Here is a 23,693-nt window from a genome sequence, read left to right as displayed (position 1 = left end):
CACCTGCCGGTTCATCGACGAAGGCGGCATGTATGGCAACCCCTCTGGCCCAGCCCGACGAACAGTCCGCCGAAGAGTCCGCACAGTCCCCGGTGCGGCGCCGAGGTTTCCGGAAGCTGCTGACCGTCGGGCTGATCGGCAGCTCGATCGAGTGGTACGACTTCTTCCTCTACGGCACCGCGGCCGCGCTGGTGTTCCCCAAGGTGTTCTTCCCGCAGTCCTCGGCGCTGACCGGGACCCTGCTCGCGTTCAGCACGTTCTGGGCGGGCTTCGTGGCGCGTCCGATCGGCGGCGTGCTCGCCGGGCACTTCGGTGACAAGTACGGCCGCAAGCCGGTCGTGGTCACGTGCCTCGCGCTCATGGGCGGCGCGACGTTCCTGATCGGCTGCCTGCCGACGGCGTCGGCCGTGGGAGCGCTCGCACCGATCCTGCTGGTGACGCTGCGGTTCCTGCAGGGCCTCGCGGCGGGCGGCCAGTGGGGCGGGATCATGTTGCTGCTCACCGAGTCCGCCGGTCCGAAGCAACGCGGGTTCGCCGGCACGTTCGGGCAGACCAGCGTCCCGGTCGCGGTCATCATCTCGAACCTGATCTTCGTGGCGGCCAGCGGCCTGATGCCGAACGACGCGTTCCTGTCCTGGGGCTGGCGGATCCCGTTCCTGGTCAGCATCGTGATGTTCGCCGTCGTGCTGTACATCCAGTCCAAAGTGGAGGACACGCCGGAGTTCCGCGCGCTGGAGAAGGAGGTCGAACGGCCCGAGCGCGCCGTCGTCCGCGCGCCGCTGGCGAACGTCGTCCGCGGCAAGTGGGGCACCATCCTGCTCGCCTGCGGCATCCTCTCGGCCACCAACAGCCTCTTCTACGTCAGCATCGCCGGCCTGCTGAACTACGGCACCACGTCGCTGAAGCTCGACCGCAACGGGCTGCTCACCGTCGTGCTGCTCAGCTCCGTCGCGATGCTCGCGGTCATGCCCTGGTCCGGGTGGATGTCCGACCGGATCGGCCGGCGGCCGTTGATCCTGATCGGCGGCCTCGGCGTCGCGGCGTGGGGCTTCCCGTACTTCGGGCTCGTGAACACCGCGTCGCTGCCGCTGATCTTCGTCGCCGTGGTGACCGGGTTCGTCTTCCAGAGCCTCACCTACGGCCCGATCGCGAGCTTCCTCGGCGAGCTGTTCGCGCCCAACGTCCGCTACTCGGGCGCCTCGCTGTCCTACCAGCTCTCCGCGATCATCATCAGCGGTGGCACGCCGTTCCTGATGACCGCGCTCATCGCGGAGACCGGCAGCACCCTCCCGGTGGCGGCCTACATCACGCTGATGGGCCTGGTCACGTTCGTCTGCGCGTACTTCCTGCCCGAGACGAACCCGGCCGAGGTCCGCGCGGACCCGCACGCCGTCCCCGGCACGCACCTCTACCGCTGAAAGGCCCATTGCCGTGCGAACTCGCCGTCTCGCGGTGCTGGCCGCCGCGGTCCTGCTGCTCGGTGCCCAGCCCGCTGTCGCCTCGTCCCCGACCACGCCCTCGTGCGCGTCGTTGGGCCAACTGAAGATCCCCGCTTCGGTGATCAGCCTGCCGACCACCGGCGGCCAGGTCACGGCGGCGGTCGTGACGTCCTCCGTCGTGAGTGGACAGACCGTCGAGTACTGCCAGGTCGACGCCGACGTCCACCCCGTCGACCCGGCGGCGCCCGACATCAAGCTGCGCGTCGCCCTGCCGTTCGGGTGGAACCGCAAGGGGTTGATGTTCGGCGGTGGTGGCTACAACGGCACCATCCCCGCGGTGACGGGCACCGTGCCGTTCGCCGCCGCGGACGCCCTGGCGCCGCTGGCCCGCCGGTACGCCACGTTCGCGAGCGACTCCGGCCACCAGCAGGGTCCGGCGGCCGTGCCGTCGCTCGACGGGTCGTTCGGCGTGAACGACGAGGCGGTCAGGAACTTCTCGGCCGGTGACGCGCTGAAGAAGACGCACGACGCCAGTCAGTTCCTGATCCGGCACGCCTACGGGCGCGGTCCCACCGAGACCTACTTCGCGGGCGGCTCGACCGGTGGCAGGGAGGCGCTGGTCGTGGCGCAGCGCTGGCCCACGACGTTCGACGGCGTGATCTCGGCGTTCCCGGCGTGGAACAACCTCGCCGAGGGCCTCTACCTCGGCTACCTCACGCAGGTGTTGTCCCGGCCCGGCGCGTTCCCCGGTCCGGACAAGCAGACCTTGTTGTACACCAGCGTGATCGCCGCGTGCGACGGCGCGGACGGGGTCACCGACGGGATCGTCTCGAACCCCCGCTGCACCCTCGACCCGCGCGTGCTGCGGTGCCCCGGCGGCGCCGACACCGGCCCCGGCTGCCTGTCGGACGTGCAGATCGACGCGGTGAAGGCGATGTCGACGCCGTTCCGCTGGAACTACCGGGTCGCCAGCGGCGAGACGCAGTACCCCGGCTTCCCGTTCCTGTCCGGCGCGGACATGCGCACGCCGTTCCTCGGGTTCGGCACCACCGCGCCCGCAAACCCGATGCCGGTCACGAGCGGCTACGGGATGCAGTACTGGGACCAGTGGGTGAAGTACTTCCTCACCCGCGACCCGTCCTCCAACTCGCTCGACGTGGACCCGCGGCATCCCGGCGAGTGGCTCGACCGGATCAGCCGGCTGTCCACGGTCATGGACCGCAACAACGCCGACCTCCGCCCGTTCGCGCGCTCCGGCGGCAAGCTGCTGATGGTGCACGGTTCCGCGGACGAGCTCGTCTCGCACCGCTCGACCAACGACTACTACGAGCGGGTCCGCGACGTGGCCGGCCCGTCGACGCGGGACTTCCTGCGGTACTACGTGATTCCCGGCGCCAACCACGCGAACTTCGGCGCACCGGCGCTCGCGGCGGGCTGGGACTCGCTGACGGCGCTCGAACGCTGGGCGGAAGGCGGCCGGTCGCCGGAACACCAGGTGGTCACCGATCTCACGCACGCCCGAACGCGGCCGTTGTGCGAGTACCCGGCGTGGCCGCGGTACCGCGGCGGCGACCCGGACAGCGCGTCCAGCTTCGTCTGCGCGAGGTGAGCCTCAGGCGGCGCTGAACACCTCGTGCACCACCGCGATCAACGCCCTGGCCGCCGCACTCGGTGTGCGGCCGGCCGGGCGGGCGAGGCCGAGCGGCCAGCACAGGTCCGCCCCGGTCACCCGCAGCCGGGTCACGTCCCGCGCGTCGCGGAGGATGTAGCCCGGCAGCAGGGCGATGCCGAGGCCGTGCCGCACGAAGTCGACGCCGGTGAAGATGTCGGAGATCTCCAGCGTCACGCGGCGGGGCACGGCGCCGGCGGCGAACGCGCGGTCCACGACGGCGCGGTTGCCGTAGCCCAGCGGTGAGTCGATGAAGTCCAGGCCGGCCAGGTCGCCGATGGGTACCTCCGCCCGCGTGGCCAGCGGGTGGCCGGTCGGCACGACCAGGTCCATCACCGAGTGCGCCAGCTCGTCGACGACGACCCCGTCCGGCACCTCGCCGGGCAGCGACACGAACGACAGGTCGAGCCTGCGGTCCAGCAGCTGCTCGACGAGGCCCACCGAGCCCGACGTGGCCGCGCTCGTGCGGACCAGGACGCCGGGGTGGCGGCGGTGGAACTCGCCGAGCAGCGCCGGCAGGTCGATCAGCGTCATCGCGTTCAGCATGCCCAGCCGGACGGTGCCGGTGAGGCCGCCCTCGACCTGGGCGACGGCGTCCCTGGCCTCGCCGACCGCCTCCAGCACGGCCCGCGCCTTCGGCAGCAGCGCCTCGCCGGCCTCGGTCAGCCGCACGCGCTTCGGGTTGCGGTCGAGCAGCGTGGTGCCGAGCTCGCGTTCCAGGGTCTTGATGGCGGCCGACACCGCGGACTGGACGACGTGCACGCGGGCCGCGGCGCGGGTGAAGGTGCCCTCGTCCGCGATCGCGACGAAGTACTCGAGCTGACGGAGGTCCACACCAGCGAGTATCTCAGAAAGTGATGATCGTCAGCTTCGACATTCGTTGGACTTGATGGCCGGTGCGGCGCACGGTGGTGGCATGTCCGTGCTCGTCGAACCCCAGGTCACCCCGTCCGTCAGCAGGCACCACGGTCGCGGCTTCTGGGCCGTGGCCGCCACGTTCCTGGTCGCGATGGCCTACTCGACCGTCCCCGCTCCCCTGTTCCCGCTCTACGTGGCCCGCGAGGGCCTCTCGACGCTCGACGTCACCATCGTGTTCGGGGCGTTCGCGGTCGGCGTCGTGATCAGCCTCGTCCTCGCCGGCCACGTCTCCGACTGGGTCGGCCGCAAGGCGGTCCTCATCCCGGCACTGGGCCTGGAGCTCGTGTCGGCGCTGCTCTTCCTCACCAGCACCGCGCTGCCCGTGCTCATCGTGGCCCGCGTGGTCAACGGCCTGGGCGTCGGCATGATCGCCGCGACCGCCACCGCGTTCCTCCACGACCTGCACACGCGGCATCGCCCCGGTGCGTCGACCAGGCGGTTCGAGGTCGTCTCGACCGCCGCGAACATCGGCGGCCTGGGCGTCGGCGCGTTGGTGGCCGGTGTGCTCGCGCAGTACGTGTCGACGCCGTTGAGCACGCCGTACGTCGTGCTCGCCGTGCTGCTCGTCGTCGCCATCGCCGCCGTCGCGCTGACGCCGGAAACCGTGGTGCGGCACCGTGTCCGGTACCGGCCGCAGCGGATCAGCGCCGACCACGGCGACCGCAGGGCCTACTTCGCCGCAGCGGCCGGTGCGGTGTCCTCGTTCTCGGTGTTCGGGGTGTTCACGTCCGTCTCCCCCGGTTTCGTGGCGGGCGAGCTGCACCACCCGTCGCGCACGCTCGCCGGGCTCGTGGTGTTCATCGTGTTCGGCGGCGCGGCGTTCGCGCAGACCGTGACGGGCTCGCTGCCTCTGCCGGTCCGGCGCGCGCTGGGGCTGGGCGGGCAGGCGGCCGGCGTGCTGCTCGTGGTGGCCGGGATGTACGCGACGAGCTTCCCGGTGTTCCTGGTCGGCGGCGCGATCGCGGGCGTCGGCGCCGGTGTGCAGTTCAAGGCGTCGATCGGGGCGGTCGCGGCGATGGCGGCACCGGAGAAGCGCGGCGAGGCGTTGGCGGGCCTGTTCTTCATCGCCTACGCCGGCCTGAGCGTGCCTGCCGTCTCGATCGGGCTGGCGACGCGCTACCTGGCGCCGACGACCGTGATGGCGTGGTTCGCCGGGCTGCTGCTGGTGCTGCTGGCCGGGGTGGCGGCGCTCAGCCGACGTGCACGCTGACGGGGTGCCGGACGTCCTCGGGGCAGGTGAGGACGTTCAGGTTGCCCTCGTCGCCGAACTCCCACTCGACGTCGTCCCCGGACGGTTCGTGCGTCGCGAGCGACAGCGTCTGCCGTTGCGCCGCACCGCACTCGGGGCAGGCGAACTCGACCGGCTCCGACCCCCACCACGCGGTCCAGCCGCCGATCTTCGTGCCGCCGGAGACCTTCGTGGCGCGTTCGCTGAACCGGACGGGCTCGAGCACGTTGACCGTGGGGACGTAGAGCTCCTCCTGGACCGAGGGCTGCGGTTCCTCCTCGATCAGCTCGACCACCTCCGCGGAGTCGCGCCACACCAGCCGCACGTCCGGCCCGTACGCGTGCGGGACGTCGTGGTGCAGCGTGCACAGGAAGACCTGGAGGAGATCGGTGCCGTCGGGGAACGGCAGCTCCGGGAAGTCACGCCGATAGAGCTGCACGGCGCCGACGAACGGCTCACGGCCGCTTTTCGGGTCGTGGGCCGTCCCGTCGCACCACGGCCACGGCTCGTCGATCGGCCACAGCATCGGGCCCCCGATGTGGCTGTCGGCGTCCGTCGGGTCGCCTTCCAACGGGTTCAGCAGCACCGCAGGGCGCGCCTGCTCAGCCTTCGTCGACACGAGCGGAGAGGCTAGCGAATACCGGATCGGAGTAACGATGCCGAGGTCCGCGCCGAACCCGCAGGCATGAGGTTCTTGATCGCACCCGTGCTCGTCGCCGTCCTCGCCGCCGGCTGCACCTCGCAGGTCACCGGCTCCGGTTCCGGCTCGGAGGCCACCACGTCCACGACCGGGAGCGAGACGACGACCGGAAGCGAGACCACGACGCGTCCGCCGACCACCACGAGCAGGGCCACGGCTCTGAACGGGGTGTCACCCGAGGAGTACGACGGCCTGCCCTCGCAGTTCTGCGACAAGCCCTTCACCGGTGCGCTCGGCAAGCCGATGCTCGCCGTCGTGGTCGAGACCCCGCAGGGACGGCTGAACTGCGACCAGGCCGGCGCGGTGCTGTTCGACTACTACGCCGAACGCTCCGAGCCGAAGACCGGCCTGCCGCCGATCGAGATCGGGACGCTGTCGTGCAACCAGGTCGCCGAGGGGATCATGCCCCAGGTCGTGTGCGCCGACGCGGAGAACGTCATCTACTCGATGTGGCCGCAGACCTGAGGTCCGCGGCCACGTCGTGAGTGCCGTCAGTCGGTGCCGGACTCGATCGCCGCGGCGTCGAGCAGCGCGTCGGCCTCGGAGACCTCACCGCGGGAGGCGATGACCTCGGCGCCGCCGTCCGGCACGTCGCCGATCAGCTTCGTCGGCTCGACCTGGGCGGAGATGAGCGCCGACTGCCGGGTGCCGACCATGCCGAGGCCCGCGAAGAGCTCCAGCTTGGCGCGCGAGTCGGCGATGTCGAGGTTGCGCATGGTCAGCTGGCCGATGCGGTCGACCGGGCCGAACGCCGAGTCCTCGGTGCGCTCCATCGACAGCTTGTCCGGGTGGTAGCTGAACGCGGGGCCGGACGTGTCGAGGATCGAGTAGTCGTCGCCCCGGCGCAGCCGCAGCGTGACCTCGCCGGTGACCGCGGAGCCGACCCAGCGCTGCAGCGCCTCGCGGATCATCAGGGACTGCGGGTCGAGCCAGCGGCCCTCGTACAGCAGCCGGCCCAGCTTGCGGCCCTCGGTGTGGTACGAGGCGACGGTGTCCTCGTTGTGGATCGCGTTCACGAGGCGGTCGTAGGCGATGTGGAGCAGCGCCATGCCGGGCGCCTCGTAGATGCCGCGGCTCTTGGCCTCGATGATGCGGTTCTCGATCTGGTCGGACATGCCGAGACCGTGGCGACCACCGATGGCGTTGGCCTCCAGCACGAGGTCGACGGCGTTGCCGAACTCCTTGCCGTTGATGGTGACCGGCCGGCCCTGGTCGAAGCCGATGGTGACGTCCTCGGCCGCGATCTCGACCGACAGGTCCCAGAACTTGACGCCCATGATCGGCTCGACGATCTCGATGCCCTCGTTGAGCAGCTCGAGCGACTTGGCCTCGTGCGTCGCGCCCCAGATGTTGGCGTCCGTCGAGTACGCCTTCTCGACGCTCGACCGGTAGGGCAGGTCACGCTCGAGCAGCCACTCGGACATCTCCTTGCGGCCACCGAGCTCGGTCACGAAGTCCGCGTCGAGCCACGGCTTGTAGATCCGCAGCGACGGGTTCGCGAGCAGGCCGTAGCGGTAGAACCGCTCGATGTCGTTGCCCTTGTAGGTGGAACCGTCGCCCCAGATCTGCACGTCGTCGTCGAGCATGGCGCGCACGAGCATGGTGCCCGTGACGGCCCGCCCGAGCGGGGTCGTGTTGAAGTAGGCGCGGCCACCGGACCGGATGTGGAACGCCCCGCACGCGAGCGCGGCGAGCCCCTCCTCGACGAGCGCGGCCCGGCAGTCCACCAGGCGGGCGATCTCGGCGCCGTACGTGCCGGCGCGGCCGGGGACGGTCTCGATCTCGGGCTCGTCGTACTGACCGATGTCCGCGGTGTACGTGCAGGGCACAGCGCCCTTCTCACGCATCCACGCGACGGCGACGGAGGTGTCGAGACCACCGGAGAAGGCGATGCCGACGCGTTCGCCGGCGGGAAGTGAAGTGAGCACCTTGGACACGGTGAGAATTATGCACGAGAATGTATGAGCATGCACATCGGGGTGCCTGTTAGGTACGACTCAGGATCGTTACTTAGGCAAGCCTTACCAAAGCTGTAGGGTCCTCGGCATGTCGCGCTACTCCGCCTTCGAACGGTTCACGATCAAGGCCGCCACCAAGGCGGCCGAGCTGGTGATGGCCCCGGCGAACCGCCGCGAGGTCTTCGAGCAGTTCGTCATGACGGTCACCGCCGTGACCGACCTGGGCGAGCACATGCGCCGGATCACCTTCCACGCGCCGGAGTTCGCCGAGTACGCGGTGACGGGCCCCGACGAGTACTTCGGCCTGATCATGGCGCAGGGCGACGACCTGGTCATGCCCGCCGACGACCGCATCAACGTCCGCGCGGCCCTGCAGGCGATGCCCGAGGACCTCCGCCCGGACCTGCGCTGGTACACGGTCCGCGCGCACCGCCCCGAGCGGGCCGAGATCGACGTCGACTTCGTGGTCCACGGCGACGCGGGCCCCGGCACGCGCTGGGCCCGTCGCGCCACCTCGGGTTCGCGGGCGGGTTTCCGCGCTGGCGGCTCGGCCTACCGGCCGCCCGCCGAGGGCTCGGTGCTGCTGGTGGCCGACGAGACGGCGTTGCCGGCGCTCGCGGCGATCCTCGAGGTGGAGACGCGGCCGTTGCACGTGTTCGTCGAGGTGCCGGACGAGTCGTTCCGGCTCGACCTGGAGGCGGAGTGGGTGTTCCGGGGTGACGCCGAGCCGGGAACCGCCGTGCTGCGGGCGGTCCAGGGCCGTGCGCTGTCCACTGTGGACTACGCATGGGCGTGTGGCGAGTCGGCGCTCGCGACCGGGGTGCGGCGGCACCTGGTGAAGGACCGCGGGGTGGACCGGAAGGCGATCCTGTTCAGCGGGTACTGGAAGGTCGGCGCGGCCCGGACGTGATCGATTCCGTCCCGGAGTTGTCAAAATCCCGGTACGACCAGATGGCAAAGATTCAGTGAACCACCTAGACGTGAACGCTGTTCATGTACCACCTTCAGCCTCGCAAGCCTCTCCCCTGCTGCTCACGGAGGCCACTGTTGAGGAAGAAGCTCCTGTCCGCACTCGCCGGCGCCCTGCTGATCACCGCGCTGTTCCCCGGCATCGCGCTCGCCGACCCACCGGCGGCCATCCCCGCCAACTACGAGGAGGCCGACGGCAAGTGGCAGCCGGCCTTCGACTACGACGGTGACGGCTGCTACCCGACCCCGGCGATCTCGCCGACCGGTCAGGTCGCGCCCGGCCTGAACAACTCCGGCGCGTTGAACGGCAACTGCCACGACAAGTCCGACCTGGACAACACCAACTCCTACAGCCGCTCCAAGTGCAACAACGGCTGGTGCGCCTACCTGTACGACCTGTACTTCGAGAAGGACCAGGCCGTGCCGTTGTGGGACTGCTGCGGTCACCGGCACGACATCGAGCACGTGGTCGTCTGGGTGCAGAACGACGTGGCCCAGTACGTCTCGACGTCCGAGCACGGCAAGTACAAGACCCACCCGCGCGCCAACGTGCAGTGGGAAGGCACCCACCCGAAGATCATCTACCACAAGGACGGGGCCAGCACGCACTGCTTCCGCCTCGCCGGCAACGGTGAGCTGGCCGAGAACCACTACGGCGTCTACCAGTACCCGGACCTCGTGAGCTGGGACCGGTTCCCGGCCGGGGTGCGCGACATCCTGGTCAACGCGAACTTCGGCAGCGCGTCGCTCGCGATCAAGGACGGCGCGTTCAACTCCAACCTGAGCAGCGCCAAGCCCGCGGGGATCGCGTTCGACCCCAACGCCTGACGCCCGGCCGGGGCGTGGCTACTTCGCCACGCGGTCGAGCCACTCGGCCAGGAGGGCCCGTTCCGCCGGAGACATCATCCGGGGCGGGTCCTCCTCCAGGGCCGTCCGCAACGCGATGGCGCGGCTCGGGATGTCCGTCGGCTCGTCCGGCGCGACGTCCACCGTGATCGCCCTGAGCACGTTCTCGCGCGTGAACGCGATCAGGCCGAGGTCGCGTTCGTCCTCGGGCGTCGCGATCAGGGCCAGCACCACGCCCAGACCCGTCGCGTGCACGAACTGCGCCGCCTGCTCGACCGGGACCGCCAGCCGGCCGGCCGACGCGATGCGGCTGATGATCTCGCGGAGCATCGCGTCCGCCTCCAGCCGCGCCTCCCGCTTGCGCGGCTCGCCGTACATCAGCAGGTAGAACGCCGGCCGCTCCAGGCCGAAGCCGATGTGCAGGTCCCAGCCCCGGCGCAGGTCGTCCACCGGGTCGTCGGTGGCGCCCAGCGCGTGCTTCGAGGAGAGGTAGCCGGCGAACCCGTGCGCCGCGACGGCGTCGAGCAGCCCGTCCTTGTCGCCGAACAGCCGGTAGAGCGTCGGCGCCTGCACGCCCGCCGCCGTGGCGACCGCGCGCGTCGAGACCGCCTCCTTGCCGCCCTCGACCAGCAGGTCGGCCGCAGCCTTCACCAGCCGCTCCCTCGTGTCCATGTAACGACGATAACACATCACCGGTAGCGCTGATTCGATATCGGTGATACGTTGAAGATGTTAACAACGGAAACACCAGCTAGGAGCTTCGACATGACTCGCGTAGCGATCGTCACCGGCGGATCGAGGGGCATCGGGCGGGCAGCCGCCGAACGCCTCGCCGCCGACGGAACCGCCGTCGTCATCGTGTACGCCGGCAACAAGACCGCGGCCGACGAGGCCGTCGAGAAGATCACGTCGGCCGGTGGCCAGGCCGTCGCCGCCCAGGCCGACGTGGGCGACGAGACGGCCGTGGCCGCCGCGTTCGACCTGGCCGAGGAGACCTTCGGCGGCGTCGACGTCGTCGTGAGCTCGGCGGGCATCATGCCGCTCGCCACGGTCGCGGACATGGACCTCGCCGACTTCGACCGCATCATGCGCACCAACGCGCGGGGCACGTTCGTGGTCTCGCAGCAGGCCGCACGTCGTGTGCGGGACGGCGGCGCGATCATCAACGTCTCGTCGTCGGTCGTCGGCCTGCGCTTCCCGCAGTACGGCGCCTACGCGATGTCGAAGGGCGGCGTCGAGGCGCTGACCCTGATCCTGGCCCGCGAGCTGCGCGGCCGCGACATCACGGTGAACACCGTCGCGCCCGGCCCCACGGCCACCGAGCTGTTCCTCGACGGCAAGGACGAGGCCACCGTCGCGAACCTCGCCAAGCAGGCCCCGCTGGAGCGCATCGGCGAGCCCGGCGACATCGCGGAGATCGTCTCGTTCCTCGCGGGTCCCGCCCGCTGGATCAACGGCCAGACCATTCGTGCGAACGGAGGCATCATCTGATGGGCAAGGTCATCGTCGTCACGGGCGCGTCCAGCGGGTTCGGCGCCCTGGCAGTGAGGCAGCTGGCCATCGCGGGCCACACCGTCTACGCAGGCATGCGAGCGACCGCCGATCGCAACGCGGCCGCCGTCGCCGAGCTGTCCGCTTTCGGTGCCGAGGAAGGAGTCGACGTCCACGCCGTCGAGCTGGACGTGCAGTCGCAGGAGTCGGCCGACGCGGCGATCGCCACGATCGTCGCGGAGCAGGGCCACCTGGACGTGGTGGTGCACAACGCCGGCCGCATGGTCACCGGTCCCGCCGAGGCGTTCACGCCGGAGCAGTACGCGTCGCTCTACGACGTCAACGTCCTGGGCACGCAACGCGTCAACCGCGCCGCCCTGCCGCACCTGCGCGGCCGGCGCTCGGGACACGTCGTGTGGGTGGGGTCGAGCTCGACCCGTGGCGGCACTCCCCCGTACCTGGCCCCGTACTTCGCGGCGAAGGCGGCGATGGACGCGGTCGCGGTCTCCTACCGCGCGGAGCTGCTGCGGTTCGGCATCGACACCACGATCGTCGTGCCGGGCGCGTTCACCAGTGGCACCAACCACTTCGCGCACAGCGGCACGCCCGAGGACACCGACCGGGCCGGCGCGTACGAGGAGCTCTACCCCGGCCTGATGGACCAGGTGGGCGCGAAGCTGGCCGAGCTGGAACCGTCGTGGGCGGACGTCGGCGCGGTGGCGGACGCGATCGTGTCGGTGGTGGACGCCGAGAAGCCGCCGTTCCGCGTGCACGTCGACCCGTCGTCCGACGGCGCCGAGGTCGTGAACGCGGTGGCGGACCGGGTGCGCGCCGAGTTCCTGCGCAGGACCGAGCTGGCCGACCTGATCTGACTGCCCTGATCCAATGGCCCTGGAGGAGCGCGGACACGGTGACGAACCGTGGACCGCGCTCTTTCACGTGCCCACGAGGGCCAGTTCCGCCTTGCCGGTGCGCAGCACTCCGTCGTCCAGCGGCACGCACCGCACGCCTCCCTTGCCCCGCAACGCCTTGAAGGCACCAGGGGCGATCACGGAGTCCATCCACGCGCACGGGTGGGCGGGCCGGTGCACCTCGAACCGCACGGGCCCGTCACCGCTATCGAGGCTGAACACCGTGCCGCGGGCCAACGCGTCCACGTCGAACCCGCGCACGACGACGTTGCGCCGTGCCACCAGCGGGTCCACCGGCCACGGGGCGAGCGACTCGGCCGCGATGACCGTGACGGCCGCGTTGCGGTGGGCGGGGTGGTTGAAGTAGCGGTCGCCGACGATGCCGAGCCCGGCGCGCACGTCCACCCGCGAGCACGCGACGGGCTCCGGATCGGGACGAGGGCCGTCCGACGGACGGCCCTCGAACGCGTGCACGGGTGAGACGTGCAACCCGGCGATCTCTACCTCTCGCCGAGCTGCCACTCGGGCCTCACGTAGTGGCACGTGTAGCCGTTCGGGTAGCGCTCCAGGTAGTCCTGGTGCTCCGGCTCGGCCTCCCAGAAGTCCGACTCCTGCGTGACCTCGGTGACGACCTTGCCCGGCCACTTGCCGGACGCGTCGACGTCCGCGATCGTCTCCTCCGCGACCTTCTTCTGCGCGTCGTCGGTGTAGAAGATCGCCGACCGGTAGCTCGCGCCGATGTCGTTGCCCTGGCGGTTGCGGGTCGACGGATCGTGGATCTGGAAGAAGAAGCCCAGGATCTGCCGGTAGCTCAGCTTCTCCGGGTCGAACACGATCTCGATGGCCTCGGCGTGGTTGCCGTGGCGGCGGTAGGTCGCGTTGGGCGTGCTCGGGTCGCCGGTGTAGCCGACGCGCGTGGAGACGACGCCGGGGTGGCGGCGGAACAGGTCCTGCATGCCCCAGAAACAGCCGCCCGCGAGAACAGCCTTCTCCGTCACAGTGGTTCTCCTCTGCTAGGTCCTCACTCAGGAGAACGTTCGGTCTCCACCGGATCATCCCCGTCGAGATGTGACGTGGTGCTTACGGACCTCGCCTCGATGACCTCGCCCAGGTAGCGCACGACGACGGCCACGGCGGCGGCGACCGGCACGGAGAAGAACGCGCCCGCGATGCCGTAAAGCGTAGTGCCCGCCGTCACGACCAGCAGGACGACCGCCGCGTGCAGGCGCAGGCCGCGCGACTGCAGGATGGGCTGCAGCACGTTGCCCTCGACCTGCTGCACCACCACGACGATGACCAGCATGATGATCGCCGTGGTCAGCCCGTTGCTGACCAGCGCGACCAGCACCGCCAGCGCTCCGGCGATGAACGCGCCGATGATCGGGATGAACCCGCCGAGGAACGTCAGCGCGGCCAGCGGGATCGCGAGCGGCACCCCGAGGATCAGCAGCCCCAGGCCGATGAACACCGCGTCGATCAGCGACACGGCCGCCTGGCTGCGGATGAAGCTGCCGAGCGTGGCCCAGATCCGCTCCAGCACGACGGTGATGTGCCCGCCGGCGCGTTCACCGACGACCCCGCGCAGCCACGGCGTGAACCGCGTGCCGTCCTTGACGAAGAAGAACGCGAGCAGCAACGCCACCAGCCCCGTCACCAGCCCGGACGTCACCGCGCCCGCACCCGTGAGCAACCCGTTCGCGATCGACCCGATGCTCGCCTTGAGCTGGTCGACGCCCTGCGCGATCAACCGGTCGAGGTCGCTGCCCTCGAGGTTGAACGGCGGCCCGCTCGCCCAGTCCTGCAGCTGCGTGACGGCCTTCTGCGCGCTCTGGGCGATCTCCGGCACACCCGACGCGATCGAGCTGGAGATGGCCGCGATCACCCCGCCCAGCACACCCAGCCCGACGAGCAGCACGATCGTCGCCGCCAGCGCCGAGTTCATGCCCTTCGACATCATCCAGCGAGCAGGCGGCCACAGCACGGTCGTGATCAGCAGGCCGAGCAGCACGGGCAGCACGACCACCCAGAGCGTCCCGACCAGCCAGAACACCATCCAGAACCCGAGCGCCGCCAGCGCCGTCCGCAGACTCCACCGCGACAGCCAGCTCACGCCGTGCCCGATGGCCTCACCCTTGTCCGCCCACCGGCGTTCCCCATCCACGCCCGCCAGTCTGTCGTGATCTAGCCCGAACGGGTGGCAGGACATGCCGTTTCGTTAGCGCACCTTGTCCAGGTATGCCCTCACCGCGGCCTCGCAGGGCAGTTCGGGGTCTTTGGCCGGGTCGTAGGGCGGGAGGGTGGGGACGGGAACGCCGAGTTCTTCGAGGATGCGGGAGGCGTGGTTCAGCGAGTACCGGCGAACGTACGGCTCACCATCAGCCCACGCGAACCGGTGAGCCCTGATCGCGGGTCGCACGGCTCGCTCCGGTTCGCCGGCCGCGATCCACAGGTCGGGCAGCAGTGCGTGGCCGCGGGGGAAGCGCTCGATCTCGGCTCCCGGATGCTCGACAAGTCCCTGCCGCACACGTGCCAGCAGCAGCGCTCCCTCCTCCCAGAGGCTCGGAACCCCGGCCTGGCGAGCCATGCTGATGATCGTCTGGAACTCACCGGCAGCGGCTGACCACTCGCCGCGTTCGAGGTGCAGGCGTCCTCGCAGCCGGTGCACGCCCCTGATGACGAACCGCCGCCCCTCCGCGTCGATCTCGTCCAGTTCCCGGTCGTCGAGCAGGCCCAGGTCGAACCGGTGTTCCGCTCTGGCGAGATCGGCCTTCCCCGCTCTGACGTCCTGCCGGTCCAGACGCGACCAGACGGCCTCGGCCTCGTCGGTCTTTCCCAGCCAGGCGAACGACCGGTAGAGCTGCAGACCGCTCGTGAACCGCGACGCCGGCCTGACGTGTGCCGCGAGCCGCCAGCCGAGTTCTGCCACGAGGTGGCCTCGGGCCGAGCGGTTCTGGCTCCACAGGGAAACGGAAGCATCCGCCAGCCTGCCGACGACTTGCAGGATGTCGTCCGTCTCCAGGTACGCGCTCACCGCGGCCGTCGCCAGCTCCAGCGCCTTGCCGTCATCTCTGAGGATGTTGAACGCGTTGCCCAGATCGCTCCACAGGTAAGCCAGTTCCTGCGGGGGAAGCAGACTGCTGGTCCAGTCGCCCCCGAAGAACGGGCGGAGCAACGACAGCACTTCCGGAGCCGCTTCGAGGTCGCGGAGTGCAACGTCCAATCCTCGGCGGTACGACCTGAACGCCGCGGAGTCCCTTCCCATCTGCAGCAGCGTGCGAACCACGGTCATGTGACCACGCAGCTCGTCGAGACCGCTGATGCTGCCGTAATGCCCGTGCGCGTCCGCCGAGAAGTGGTCGACCACGTGCTGGCCGAGGATCTGCCGGTCTTCCGGGGGCAGGTCGCAGGCCGCGACGCCGCGCACGACCGGGTGCAGGTCGTAGTCCTTGGACTGCCAGTCGTACTGCAGCAGCCCACGCCGTTCGAGGTCCGACACCGCCTGCCCGAGATCCGGCAGCTGCGGACAGATCGCGCTCAACGTGTCGTACTGCACCGACTCGGAGAGCATCGCCAACGTCGACAGCAGCTGACGGCTCGTGTCCGGCAACGCGGCCAGGGCCTCGCGCAGGATGTGGTTGCGCTTCTGCACCAGGTTCAGCTCGCCGATGTCGAGAGATCCGCCGGCACCGGCGTCCTCCGACCAGGTGTCGAAGTCGCCGCGCGCCGGGAGGTAGTCGTTCACCAAGCCGGCGACGATGCCGGTGAGCAACGGGTGGCAGTCGCAGTGGCGCTGGAGGTAGGCCCGCATCCTCGGCCCGTCCCCCGTGACACCACAACCCCGCATCAACGCTTCGGCGTCGGCCGGGCGCAGGCCGGGAAGTCGTTGGTGCAAGACACCCGGGATCGCTTGCGACGCCTGGTTCAGCAGCACGCGCGGCACCAGGCGCGAGCTGATCAGGATCTTCGACGGGGACGCGGCGGCGAGGCGGCGCAACAGGTCCTCGTCCTCCGGCCGGATCGTCGCGCACGGGTGGCGATCGCCGATCTCGTCGGACGAGCCGGCGTCCTCGTCCATCACCTGGGCGGCGTCGAAGCGGTGGTAGGCGACCAGGACGCGTTCGAGGCCGTCCAGCACCAGCAGCCACGGGCGGGACTCCAGCTGCTGCAACAACAAGTCGCCCAGCTCGGCCTGGCCGCGTCCCACGAAGTCGGAGAGCGGCCGGCCGGTCATGTACGCCAGCGCGTGGTGGCAGAAGTCGGACATCACGGCACCGGCCTCGTAGAACGAGTACCAGAACCGGCCTGCCCACTCGCGGACGCCGGGGGCGTAGTGGTTGATCCACTCCCAGGTCAGGATGCTCTTGCCGGTGCCGCCGATCGCCTCGAACAGCAGCACGGTCCGCGACTCCGCCTCGCTCGCCCAGTCGCTCAACGTCGTGAGCTGCTCCTGGCGGCCCACGAACGGGTGCGAGCCGAGGTAGCGCGGGCGGGCGTACAACGACTGCTCCGGGGTCGAAGCACCCGGTTCCAGCAGCTGACGCAACGAGGCGACGGACTGGATGGCGCCCGCGGTGAAATCGGCGAGGCTCGTGAACTGGCGGTAGACGCGCTGCAGTTCGCCGTTCGCCAGCTTCACCTCCTCGCGGAACGCGTCCAGCTTGAGCTTCTTCGCCGGGTCGTCCTCGACGTCGGCCACAGTGATCGGGTGGTCGGGGCCCATGATGAAGATCAGGATCGGGCGGCCCAGGCGCACGGCCTCGCGGTATTCCAGGTGGGTCAGGGAAAGGCCGTCCGGGTTGGCCTCGCACACCGGCACGGCGCCGTAGCGGTGGCTGACGATGCCCACGTAGGCGGCGGCCTCGCGCACCTTGCGCAGCGACGAGTCCAGCACGGTGCCGGCGGGCAGGGCCGAGTCGGACTCCATCGCCACGGGGAACAGCTGCTGGCCCTGCAACGCGCTCATCAGGGCGGAGCGGTGGTCGCGCAGGTCCGCGAAGGTCGAGGAGACCATCACACCGGGGTACTGCCGTGGCGCGGGCATGCCGGGTTCTCGCACCACGGCACGGAACCGTTACCCGGCGCGCAGGCTCTCGGCGCACTCCTTCACGGTGACGGCGGCGGGGCGCGGGTCCCAGCCGAGCACGCGCGACGCCTTGTCGTGCGAGTAGGTGAAGCGGCGGCCGAGCATCGGCACGAGCGAGCGGAGCTCCTTGTTGAACACCGACGAGACGCGCAGCAGCAGGTCCGGCAGGACCCGGTCCGAAGCACCGATTTCACGGGCCACCTCGTGCATCCACATGTGCTCGTTGACGGCGATGAACCTCTCCCCCGCCGCCTCTGGAGAGGTCATGGCCCGCACGTGCAGGTCGGCCACGTCGCGCACGTCCACGATGTTGAGGCCCACCCGCGGCACGCCCGGCATGCCGTCGAGCATGCGCCCGATCACCTGGACCGAGCCGAGGTTGTCGTGGGACTGGACCGGGCCGAACACCGCGCCGGGCAGGATGGTCACCAACGAGGTTTCCTTGTCGCGCATGAAGTCCCACGCCGCTCGTTCGGCGAGGAGCTTGGAGCGGCGATACTCGTCGAGCTTCTGGCGGTCGTCCGTCCACAGCGTCTCGTCGAACTCCCCGACCGATCCCGGCGGCGGGGTGGCGGCGGCGCACGACGACGTCATCACGACGCGCTGGACACCGGCCTCCACGGCGAAGCGCAGCACTCGCAGCGTGCCGTCCCGCGCGGGCGTGACCAGGTCGTCGCCCCCGCCGACCATCGGCGAGGCGACGTGCAGCACGTGCGTGACGCCGGACATCGCCTCGGCCCAGCCCTCGTCGGACAGCAGGTCGGCGCGCACCACCTCGTAGTCACCCTCCACGGCGGGACGGCGGCCGCGCGTGGTCGTGCGCACCTCGTGGCCTTGCTCCAGCAGCGCGGCGATGGTCCAGCCGGCGACGAAACCCGTTCCGCCGGTCACCAGCACGGTCATGACTCAGTCCTCCTGTTTCATTAGCCGATCGGCTAATGAAATCGACTGTAGCATCACCACCGTGACCCGTGCCGCCCAAGCCGAACGCACCCGCGCGCAGATCCTCACCACCGCTCGCGGGCTGTTCGCCACACGCGGGTACGACGCGACGTCGTTGCAGACGATCGCGGACGAGATGGACGTGACCAAGGCGAACGTCTACTACTACTTCCGCACCAAGTCGGCGATCCTGGAAGCGTTGCTGGACAACACGATCGCGTTCTTCGGCACGCTCATGGAGGAGACCGCGAAGATCCGCGGAAGGCGGGCCCGCGCCGAGCACCTGGTCGCGGGGTTCGTCGACCAGGTCGTGGCGAACAGGGCGCTGTCGCCGCTCGGGCAGACCGATCCGAGCGTGCGGCGCAACGAGCGGATCAACGCCGAGCTCGCACGGCTGGCGACGACCGCGATGGGCTTGCTCTACGGCGACGAGCCGACCGACGACCAGCGGGCCGCGTGGTTCCTCGCGAGCGACGTCGGCCCGGTGATCGCCGGCCTGCCCCACCTGACCGACGACGAGCTGCGCGAGGTGCTCAGGCGGTTGTGCCTGCGGGTGCTGAAGGTCTGAGCAAGTCCACTTCGGACACTACGGGTGCATCCGGCGGCTGCTGCGCCCGCGGCTCCACCACCAGATGCCCGCGACGGCGGCCACGACCACGCCGAGTCCGAGCAGACCGTCGGGGAGGCCGTCCTGCTCCCGCCGCTGCGTCGAGATGACGGTCCGCGGGGCGAGCGACGGCGTGGGGGCGACGGAGGACGGCTGCGCGACCAACGCCAGCGGGATCGCCTCGGTGTCGGCGAAGTCGACCATCCCGGTGGCCTCGAGCACCGTCATGTGGTCGAGCACGGTGTCCATGCACACCTTGGTGTAGTCACGGATCGCCGTGTTGCGCGTGCCGGTGCGCACGGTGGCGAGGAACTTGTAGACGACGCCGTGCGCGGCGCGGAGGCGGTTCGCGAACACGCGGTCGAACGCCTGGCTGCGCGCGGGCGCCGCCTCCATCTCGTCGAGCCAGCCCTGCTGCGCCTCGTTGGGCCGCGTGGGCAGCGGCACGTCCAGCGTCCTGGCGAGCTCGACGGTTCGCCGGTCGAGGTCGGCGTGCCCCTCGACCAGGTGCCGACCGGCCTCCCGCACGAGCGGGTTGGCCGACTTCTCCAGGCCCATCCGCCCGGCGGGCCCCTCCCACAGCCCGGCGAGCGCCACCTTCTGCAGCAGGTCCCGGCCCGCCGGGCCCATCGGCCCGAACCGGGTCTGCACGTAGTCGGGCCCGAGGTCCTGCTGCGCGAGTGCTGGCGATGCACCCAGCACCAGCGCCACCAATGCCACGACGAGTATCCGCATGCCGAGAGGTACGGCCGGACGCCCGGCCCACGACCGTTGCACAGTGCAATGGTTACCGTTTCGTTATCCCGATCACGACTGCCAGACTGGGCGGGTGAGCGACGCCGACGAGCTGACCGACGCGGTCCTCACCGCGTCCCGCCTGCTGGTCGCGGTGTCCGCGCGCTCACTGGCGGCCGTCGAGGAGACGCTCACGCTGCCGCAGCTGCGGATGGTCGTCCTGCTCGACAGCCGCGGCCCGATGAGCCTCACCGCGCTCGCCGACCTGCTCGGGGTCAACCCGTCCACGGCGAAGCGCATGATCGACCGCCTGGTCGCCTCCGGGATGGTCGACCGCGAGCCGAGTCCGGTGAGCCGGCGCGAGGTCGTCGTGGTGGCCAGCGAGGAGGGCAGCCGGGTCGTGGGCCAGGTGATGGCCCGCCGCCGCGCCGAGATCGGCACGATCGTGGCGCGCATGCCGGAACACCTGCGGCACGGCCTGGTCGAGGCGCTGACGGCGTTCGCCGAGGCCGGTGGCGAACCGCGCTGGTCCGCCCGCGACGAGGCACGGGAAACCGTCTCGGGCGAGTGAGCCCGAGCCTCCGGAAGTGAGCGCGGTCACACCCCGGGGACGCTCGCGCCCGGTGCGGACAAGTAGTGGTGTGACGAAGCCCAAGGAGCGCGCCATCGACGGCAGCCGGCCGGACCACAGCCCGGATCCGGGCGGGGCGGATCCCGCCGGCACGGTGGCCGCGCTCTTCGACACCCATGCCCATCCCCTGCGCGGGTACCTCGCGGGACGAGTCGGCGTCGACACGGCCGACGACCTGGTCGCGGAGACGTTCCTCGTCGCGTTGCGCCGCCTCGCCGACTACGACCCGGCACAGGCGCCGGTGCGCGGCTGGCTCTACGGCATCGCGACGAATTTGTTGCGCAACCACGTCCGCCGCGAGCTGCGCGGCTACCAGGCCACCGAGCGCCTGCACGCCGAGACCGGCACCGAACCCGGGCACGCGCACGACGCGCGGGTGGCCGCGCAGGTCGACGCGCAGCGCCAGCTCGCGCGGGCGCTGCCGAGGTTGTCCCCGCAGGAGAGGGACCTGTTGCTGCTGACGTCCTGGGCGGGGCTGGACCCGTCCGAGGTCGCGACCGCGCTGAACCTGCCTGCCAGCACGGTCCGCTCACGGTTGCACCGTGTGCGCACGAAGGTGCAGGCGATGCTGGAAGGAGAAGAGTCATGACCGATCTGGACGAGGCCCTCGGCCTGTTGCACAAGGAGGACCGCGAGAACGCCCGGTCACTGCAGGACGTGCGCGTCAAGGTGCTCGATGCCGCCTCGGGCACCGTGGTCCCGCTGCGCCGCCGCCGGTTCGTGCCGGTGACCGTGGCCGCGGCGGCACTGGCGGTCGTCGCCACCGGCGCGGTGGTGATGAAGCCCAACGACGCGGCGCCCCAGGCACCGCCCGTCGCGGGCTCGACCGGGCCCGCCGCGCCCACCGCCGAGGAGCGCGCGGTGTCGAGGATGTCGCTCGTGTCGGCGAAGGACACGCTCGTCGGCGCCGCGAGCAAGATCAAGACCTCGGACCAGCCGGTGCCGCCCGGCAAGTACCGGCTGATCGTCGTGACCGGCGAGTACGCGCGCGGCGTGTCGTTCGGGTCGTCCGTGGACGACCCGCAGCCGCTGCAGGGCGGGACCTGGATGCTGCCGCAGACCACGAAGACGTGGATCCCGTCCGACGTCACCGGCGAGTGGCTCAACCGGCGCACGGTGGACGGCCCGCCGAAGTGGCTGGGCGGCAACGTCTCCCAGCAGAAGGCGGCGTACCAGCCCTCCCCGACCGACACCGGTGAGCGCAAGGGCGTCTGCGGCGACTTCTTCCCGCAGTCGCAGCCGCGCAAGGTGTGCGGCGACCCCGGCGACTGGGACTCCCCCGCGTTCTACGAGCGCCTGCCGCGCAACCCGCAGGCCCTGTACGACTGGCTGCGCAGCTACACGAGCCCCAAGGGGTCGACGCCGCAGGCGATGTTCCACATCGCGACGGAGATCCTGAGCTCCGGTCTCATGCCCGCCGACCTGCGGGCCGAGTGGTACCGGGCGATCGCGCAGATCGACGGCGTCGTCCTGTCGGAGGGCAAGGTGACCATCGACGGCCGCACCGGCATCGGGATCACGCTCGCCGACAAGCTCCAGCGCACCGAGCTGATCATCGACCAGGAGCGCGGTGACTTCATCGGTCAGCGCACCCTCGTCGGCCCGGAGACCGACGAGACCTGGCTGCCCGAGGGCACGGTGACGACGTCGGTGACGATCACCACCACCGTGGTCGACAGCACGGGCTGATCGACCCGGTCCCCCAGAGGCCGGAGGGCGGCGAGCACGTCGTCCTCCGGCCGGTCAGCTCTCGGCCCTCTTCGCGAACGCGTCGAGCACCTCGGCCCAGCCACCGGTGTTGTCCTGGTGCGCCTTGGCCTTCAGCTCCTCCGAGCCGGCCAGCGCGGAGAACCCGCTCTCCACGACGCGCAGCCGCGTCGCCGCCCCCTCGGGCGTGAGCGTGAACTCGACCAGCGTGGTGTTGTCCGCACTCAGCTCCTGCCCGGCGAACGCGCTCGCCCACCGGTACGCGACGTAGGTCTGCGGCGTCACGGTCTCGACGCGCACCGGGAAGTCGCCGTACTGCTCGTTGTGGCAGACGGTCGTCTCCCCCTCGACGGCCGTGCCCGACGGCTCCGACCCCACCCAGAACCCCGGTTCGGTCACCAGCCGCCAGACGCGCTCCAGCGGCGCCTCGATCAGGGTCTCGCGTTCGATCCGGTCCACGCTCACGACATCTCCTCGGGTCCGCCACAATGTGCAACCCCAGAGTTGCACATGTCTCCACCGACGCGCAACCCCAGGGTTGCATGTCTTGCGGCCGATCGCGCGACCACCCGTTCGTGTCAGGCACCCCGATTACTACTATCGGCCCCGTGACCGCCTACGACGATCTCGAACTCGACACGACGGTGCTGCCGGAACGCCAGCAGAGGATCCTTGTCGCCATCCGCGACTGGGTCGTCGAGCACGGCTACTCCCCCAGCACCCGCGAGATCGGCGAGGCGGTCGGGCTGAAGTCCTCGTCGTCGGTGTCGAAGCACCTGGCGGCGTTGGAGGACAGGGGTTTCCTCAAGCGCGGCGCCTCGGTGACGCGGCCGATGGACGTGCGGGTCTTCCTGAGCGAGACGGTCTCCGCACCGTCCTCCGAGGACTCGGTGACCGTGCCGGTCGTCGGCGACATCGCCGCCGGCACACCGATCTCGGCCGTGGAGCACGTGGACGACGTGCTGAGCCTGCCGCGCACGCTGGTCGGCCGCGGCAGCAACGTCTTCGCGCTGCGCGTGCGCGGTGACTCGATGATCGACGCCGCGATCTGCGACGGCGACACGGTCGTGGTGCGGCAGACGCACGAGGCGTACAGCGGGCAGATCGTCGCCGCGATGATCGAGGAGGAGGCGACGGTGAAGGTCTACCAGCGCCGCAACGGCCACGTGTACCTCGAGCCGCGCAACGCCGAGTACCCGGTGATCGACGGCGACCGGGCCGTGATCCTCGGCATCGTGGTCTCGGTGCTGCGCAGCGTTTAGCGCGTATCCCGGTCGCGCACTTTCGGGTGCTCCACGACGGCGTCGACGGCCGGGGTCGTCGCACTGCCGTCAGCGCAGGGCGGCCGCGATCCGTTCCAGCAGAACGGTTTCGTCGGCCTTTCGGTGGCACTGGCTCGTGGACAATGACGGCGGCAGCCGGCCGCGGGCAGCCCCCACTCCGCGGCTACGCCCTCGACGTCCGCCGGTGACGAGTGCAGCCACGCCAGCAGCCGCAAATGCTCCATCGCGGAGACGTCCGGGAAGTAGCCAGCGTCGTCGAGCAGCGAGGCGATCCGCGACCGCACCGCGGGCGACGACTCGTCCAGCTCGGCACCGTCGAGCAGCACCGACCCCGTGTCGAGCACCTCGGCGCCCACCAGTCACCGCAGCAGCGTCGACTTGCCAGAGCCGTTCGGGCCCGTGACCGCGACCGCCTCGCCCAGACCGGTGGCGAACGACAGACCTGCGAAGACCGGGACCCTCGCCGTAGCTGTAGCCGGCGTCCACCACGGCCAAGGACATGCGGTCAGCGCAGTGGGAATAGCTCGCACCCCCGTGCGTTAAGGTAGATGCAAACGCATTAATCACCAAGGTTGA

The 23,693-nt window shown here is 70.4% G+C and carries 26 protein-coding genes; 13 read left to right on the top strand and 13 right to left on the bottom strand.

Annotated elements, in window-relative coordinates:
- Positions 1-32 precede the first annotated feature (32 nt).
- Both ACFWV3_RS11825 and ACFWV3_RS11820 read left to right on the top strand, forming a co-directional pair.
- On the top strand, positions 33-1,418 hold the full coding sequence (locus ACFWV3_RS11825) for an MFS transporter (RefSeq protein WP_382410993.1): 1,386 nt from the start codon (positions 33-35) through the stop codon (positions 1,416-1,418).
- Between the two features lie 13 nt (positions 1,419-1,431).
- Complete coding sequence (locus ACFWV3_RS11820) at positions 1,432-3,048, top strand: tannase/feruloyl esterase family alpha/beta hydrolase (RefSeq protein ID WP_382410991.1); 1,617 nt, start codon at positions 1,432-1,434, stop codon at positions 3,046-3,048.
- Positions 3,049-3,051: 3 nt separating this feature from the next.
- Here the strand turns inward: ACFWV3_RS11820 and ACFWV3_RS11815 are convergent, their stop codons facing one another.
- Positions 3,052-3,942, bottom strand: a complete 891-nt coding sequence (locus tag ACFWV3_RS11815) for a LysR family transcriptional regulator (protein ID WP_382410989.1) — start codon at positions 3,940-3,942, stop codon at positions 3,052-3,054.
- 82 nt (positions 3,943-4,024) lie between these two features.
- On the opposite strand from ACFWV3_RS11815, the gene ACFWV3_RS11810 reads away from it, so the two are divergent.
- Positions 4,025-5,236, top strand: coding sequence for an MFS transporter (locus tag ACFWV3_RS11810; RefSeq protein ID WP_382410987.1), 1,212 nt, complete (start codon positions 4,025-4,027; stop codon positions 5,234-5,236).
- Here the strand turns inward: ACFWV3_RS11810 and ACFWV3_RS11805 are convergent.
- Positions 5,217-5,873: a hypothetical protein gene (locus ACFWV3_RS11805; RefSeq protein WP_382410985.1), complete on the bottom strand. Its 657-nt coding sequence runs from the start codon at positions 5,871-5,873 to the stop codon at positions 5,217-5,219. The genes ACFWV3_RS11810 and ACFWV3_RS11805 overlap by 20 nt on opposite strands.
- A 66-nt stretch (positions 5,874-5,939) precedes the next feature.
- Between ACFWV3_RS11805 and ACFWV3_RS11800 the strand changes: the two genes are divergently transcribed.
- Positions 5,940-6,419: a hypothetical protein gene (locus ACFWV3_RS11800; RefSeq protein WP_382410983.1), complete on the top strand. Its 480-nt coding sequence runs from the start codon at positions 5,940-5,942 to the stop codon at positions 6,417-6,419.
- 26 nt (positions 6,420-6,445) lie between these two features.
- Here ACFWV3_RS11800 and argG read toward each other — a convergent pair whose 3' ends face one another.
- Positions 6,446-7,891, bottom strand: coding sequence for an argininosuccinate synthase (gene argG, locus ACFWV3_RS11795; protein WP_382410981.1), 1,446 nt, complete (start codon positions 7,889-7,891; stop codon positions 6,446-6,448).
- A 109-nt stretch (positions 7,892-8,000) separates the two neighbouring features.
- Between argG and ACFWV3_RS11790 the strand changes: the two genes are divergently transcribed.
- A complete protein-coding gene (locus ACFWV3_RS11790; RefSeq protein WP_382410979.1) occupies positions 8,001-8,822 on the top strand; it encodes a siderophore-interacting protein in 822 nt (273 codons plus the stop codon).
- A 137-nt stretch (positions 8,823-8,959) separates the two neighbouring features.
- Positions 8,960-9,709 (top strand): NPP1 family protein, encoded by a 750-nt coding sequence (locus tag ACFWV3_RS11785; protein ID WP_382410977.1) that lies wholly within the window; start codon positions 8,960-8,962, stop codon positions 9,707-9,709.
- A gap of 18 nt (positions 9,710-9,727) precedes the next feature.
- Here ACFWV3_RS11785 and ACFWV3_RS11780 read toward each other — a convergent pair whose 3' ends face one another.
- Positions 9,728-10,399 (bottom strand): TetR/AcrR family transcriptional regulator, encoded by a 672-nt coding sequence (locus ACFWV3_RS11780; protein ID WP_382410975.1) that lies wholly within the window; start codon positions 10,397-10,399, stop codon positions 9,728-9,730.
- A gap of 93 nt (positions 10,400-10,492) precedes the next feature.
- Between ACFWV3_RS11780 and ACFWV3_RS11775 the strand changes: the two genes are divergently transcribed.
- Together ACFWV3_RS11775 and ACFWV3_RS11770 are read left to right on the top strand one after the other, a co-directional pair.
- On the top strand, positions 10,493-11,218 hold the full coding sequence (locus tag ACFWV3_RS11775; RefSeq protein WP_382410973.1) for an SDR family oxidoreductase: 726 nt from the start codon (positions 10,493-10,495) through the stop codon (positions 11,216-11,218).
- Entirely contained in the window at positions 11,218-12,090 is an 873-nt protein-coding gene (locus ACFWV3_RS11770; protein ID WP_382410971.1) for an SDR family NAD(P)-dependent oxidoreductase, read from the top strand. Before ACFWV3_RS11775 ends, ACFWV3_RS11770 begins: the two co-directional genes overlap by 1 nt.
- A gap of 63 nt (positions 12,091-12,153) precedes the next feature.
- Here ACFWV3_RS11770 and ACFWV3_RS11765 read toward each other — a convergent pair whose 3' ends face one another.
- The 5 genes from ACFWV3_RS11765 to ACFWV3_RS11745 are packed head-to-tail and all read right to left on the bottom strand — an operon-like array spanning position 12,154 to position 18,115.
- A complete protein-coding gene (locus ACFWV3_RS11765) occupies positions 12,154-12,651 on the bottom strand; it encodes an MOSC domain-containing protein (RefSeq protein ID WP_382410969.1) in 498 nt (165 codons plus the stop codon).
- Complete coding sequence (gene msrA / locus ACFWV3_RS11760; protein ID WP_382410967.1) at positions 12,630-13,127, bottom strand: peptide-methionine (S)-S-oxide reductase MsrA; 498 nt, start codon at positions 13,125-13,127, stop codon at positions 12,630-12,632. Before msrA ends, ACFWV3_RS11765 begins: the two co-directional genes overlap by 22 nt.
- A gap of 23 nt (positions 13,128-13,150) precedes the next feature.
- Complete coding sequence (locus tag ACFWV3_RS11755; RefSeq protein ID WP_382410965.1) at positions 13,151-14,290, bottom strand: AI-2E family transporter; 1,140 nt, start codon at positions 14,288-14,290, stop codon at positions 13,151-13,153.
- A 54-nt stretch (positions 14,291-14,344) separates the two neighbouring features.
- Positions 14,345-17,170, bottom strand: coding sequence for a DUF4062 domain-containing protein (locus ACFWV3_RS11750; RefSeq protein ID WP_382410963.1), 2,826 nt, complete (start codon positions 17,168-17,170; stop codon positions 14,345-14,347).
- Positions 17,171-17,200: 30 nt separating this feature from the next.
- On the bottom strand, positions 17,201-18,115 hold the full coding sequence (locus ACFWV3_RS11745; RefSeq protein WP_382410961.1) for an NAD-dependent epimerase/dehydratase family protein: 915 nt from the start codon (positions 18,113-18,115) through the stop codon (positions 17,201-17,203).
- Between the two features lie 61 nt (positions 18,116-18,176).
- Here ACFWV3_RS11745 and ACFWV3_RS11740 point away from each other — a divergent pair, with 61 nt between their 5' ends.
- A complete protein-coding gene (locus tag ACFWV3_RS11740; protein ID WP_382410959.1) occupies positions 18,177-18,722 on the top strand; it encodes a TetR/AcrR family transcriptional regulator in 546 nt (181 codons plus the stop codon).
- Positions 18,723-18,740: 18 nt separating this feature from the next.
- On the opposite strand, the gene ACFWV3_RS11735 is transcribed toward ACFWV3_RS11740, so the two are convergent.
- Positions 18,741-19,496: a DUF4142 domain-containing protein gene (locus ACFWV3_RS11735; protein WP_382410954.1), complete on the bottom strand. Its 756-nt coding sequence runs from the start codon at positions 19,494-19,496 to the stop codon at positions 18,741-18,743.
- 94 nt (positions 19,497-19,590) lie between these two features.
- On the opposite strand from ACFWV3_RS11735, the gene ACFWV3_RS11730 reads away from it, so the two are divergent.
- From ACFWV3_RS11730 to ACFWV3_RS11720, 3 genes are all read left to right on the top strand, one after another.
- Positions 19,591-20,067 (top strand): MarR family winged helix-turn-helix transcriptional regulator, encoded by a 477-nt coding sequence (locus tag ACFWV3_RS11730; protein WP_382410952.1) that lies wholly within the window; start codon positions 19,591-19,593, stop codon positions 20,065-20,067.
- 70 nt (positions 20,068-20,137) lie between these two features.
- On the top strand, positions 20,138-20,716 hold the full coding sequence (locus ACFWV3_RS11725; protein WP_382410950.1) for an RNA polymerase sigma factor: 579 nt from the start codon (positions 20,138-20,140) through the stop codon (positions 20,714-20,716).
- A complete protein-coding gene (locus tag ACFWV3_RS11720; protein ID WP_382410948.1) occupies positions 20,713-21,816 on the top strand; it encodes a CU044_5270 family protein in 1,104 nt (367 codons plus the stop codon). Before ACFWV3_RS11725 ends, ACFWV3_RS11720 begins: the two co-directional genes overlap by 4 nt.
- Positions 21,817-21,870: 54 nt before the next feature.
- On the opposite strand, the gene ACFWV3_RS11715 is transcribed toward ACFWV3_RS11720, so the two are convergent.
- Positions 21,871-22,299: an SRPBCC domain-containing protein gene (locus ACFWV3_RS11715; protein ID WP_382410946.1), complete on the bottom strand. Its 429-nt coding sequence runs from the start codon at positions 22,297-22,299 to the stop codon at positions 21,871-21,873.
- Positions 22,300-22,442: 143 nt separating this feature from the next.
- Between ACFWV3_RS11715 and lexA the strand changes: the two genes are divergently transcribed.
- Entirely contained in the window at positions 22,443-23,096 is a 654-nt protein-coding gene (lexA, locus tag ACFWV3_RS11710) for a transcriptional repressor LexA (RefSeq protein ID WP_382410944.1), read from the top strand.
- Here the strand turns inward: lexA and ACFWV3_RS11705 are convergent.
- Both ACFWV3_RS11705 and ACFWV3_RS11700 read right to left on the bottom strand, forming a co-directional pair.
- Positions 23,093-23,473: a hypothetical protein gene (locus tag ACFWV3_RS11705; RefSeq protein ID WP_382410942.1), complete on the bottom strand. Its 381-nt coding sequence runs from the start codon at positions 23,471-23,473 to the stop codon at positions 23,093-23,095. The two genes, lexA and ACFWV3_RS11705, sit on opposite strands and share 4 nt — an antisense overlap.
- A gap of 3 nt (positions 23,474-23,476) precedes the next feature.
- Entirely contained in the window at positions 23,477-23,647 is a 171-nt protein-coding gene (locus ACFWV3_RS11700) for an ATP-binding cassette domain-containing protein (protein WP_382410940.1), read from the bottom strand.
- Positions 23,648-23,693 lie beyond the last annotated feature (46 nt).

It is taken from the genome of Lentzea sp. NPDC059081 (assembly GCF_042738015.1).
Classification (GTDB): domain Bacteria; phylum Actinomycetota; class Actinomycetes; order Mycobacteriales; family Pseudonocardiaceae; genus Lentzea.
This window is presented reverse-complemented; position numbering and strand designations above follow the sequence as displayed.

Excerpts from the sequence above, each read along its gene's own strand:
- ACFWV3_RS11770 (WP_382410971.1), top strand. The coding sequence starts at position 11,218 with ATGGGCAAGGTCATCGTCGTCACGGGCGCGTCCAGCGGGTTCGGCGCC.
- ACFWV3_RS11800 (WP_382410983.1), top strand. The coding sequence starts at position 5,940 with ATGAGGTTCTTGATCGCACCCGTGCTCGTCGCCGTCCTCGCCGCCGGC.
- ACFWV3_RS11735 (WP_382410954.1), bottom strand. The coding sequence starts at position 19,496 with ATGCGGATACTCGTCGTGGCATTGGTGGCGCTGGTGCTGGGTGCATCG.
- ACFWV3_RS11780 (WP_382410975.1), bottom strand. The coding sequence starts at position 10,399 with ATGGACACGAGGGAGCGGCTGGTGAAGGCTGCGGCCGACCTGCTGGTC.
- ACFWV3_RS11750 (WP_382410963.1), bottom strand. The coding sequence starts at position 17,170 with ATGCCCGCGCCACGGCAGTACCCCGGTGTGATGGTCTCCTCGACCTTC.
- ACFWV3_RS11790 (WP_382410979.1), top strand. The coding sequence starts at position 8,001 with ATGTCGCGCTACTCCGCCTTCGAACGGTTCACGATCAAGGCCGCCACC.
- ACFWV3_RS11720 (WP_382410948.1), top strand. The coding sequence starts at position 20,713 with ATGACCGATCTGGACGAGGCCCTCGGCCTGTTGCACAAGGAGGACCGC.
- ACFWV3_RS11810 (WP_382410987.1), top strand. The coding sequence starts at position 4,025 with ATGTCCGTGCTCGTCGAACCCCAGGTCACCCCGTCCGTCAGCAGGCAC.
- ACFWV3_RS11825 (WP_382410993.1), top strand. The coding sequence starts at position 33 with ATGGCAACCCCTCTGGCCCAGCCCGACGAACAGTCCGCCGAAGAGTCC.
- ACFWV3_RS11775 (WP_382410973.1), top strand. The coding sequence starts at position 10,493 with ATGACTCGCGTAGCGATCGTCACCGGCGGATCGAGGGGCATCGGGCGG.
- ACFWV3_RS11745 (WP_382410961.1), bottom strand. The coding sequence starts at position 18,115 with ATGACCGTGCTGGTGACCGGCGGAACGGGTTTCGTCGCCGGCTGGACC.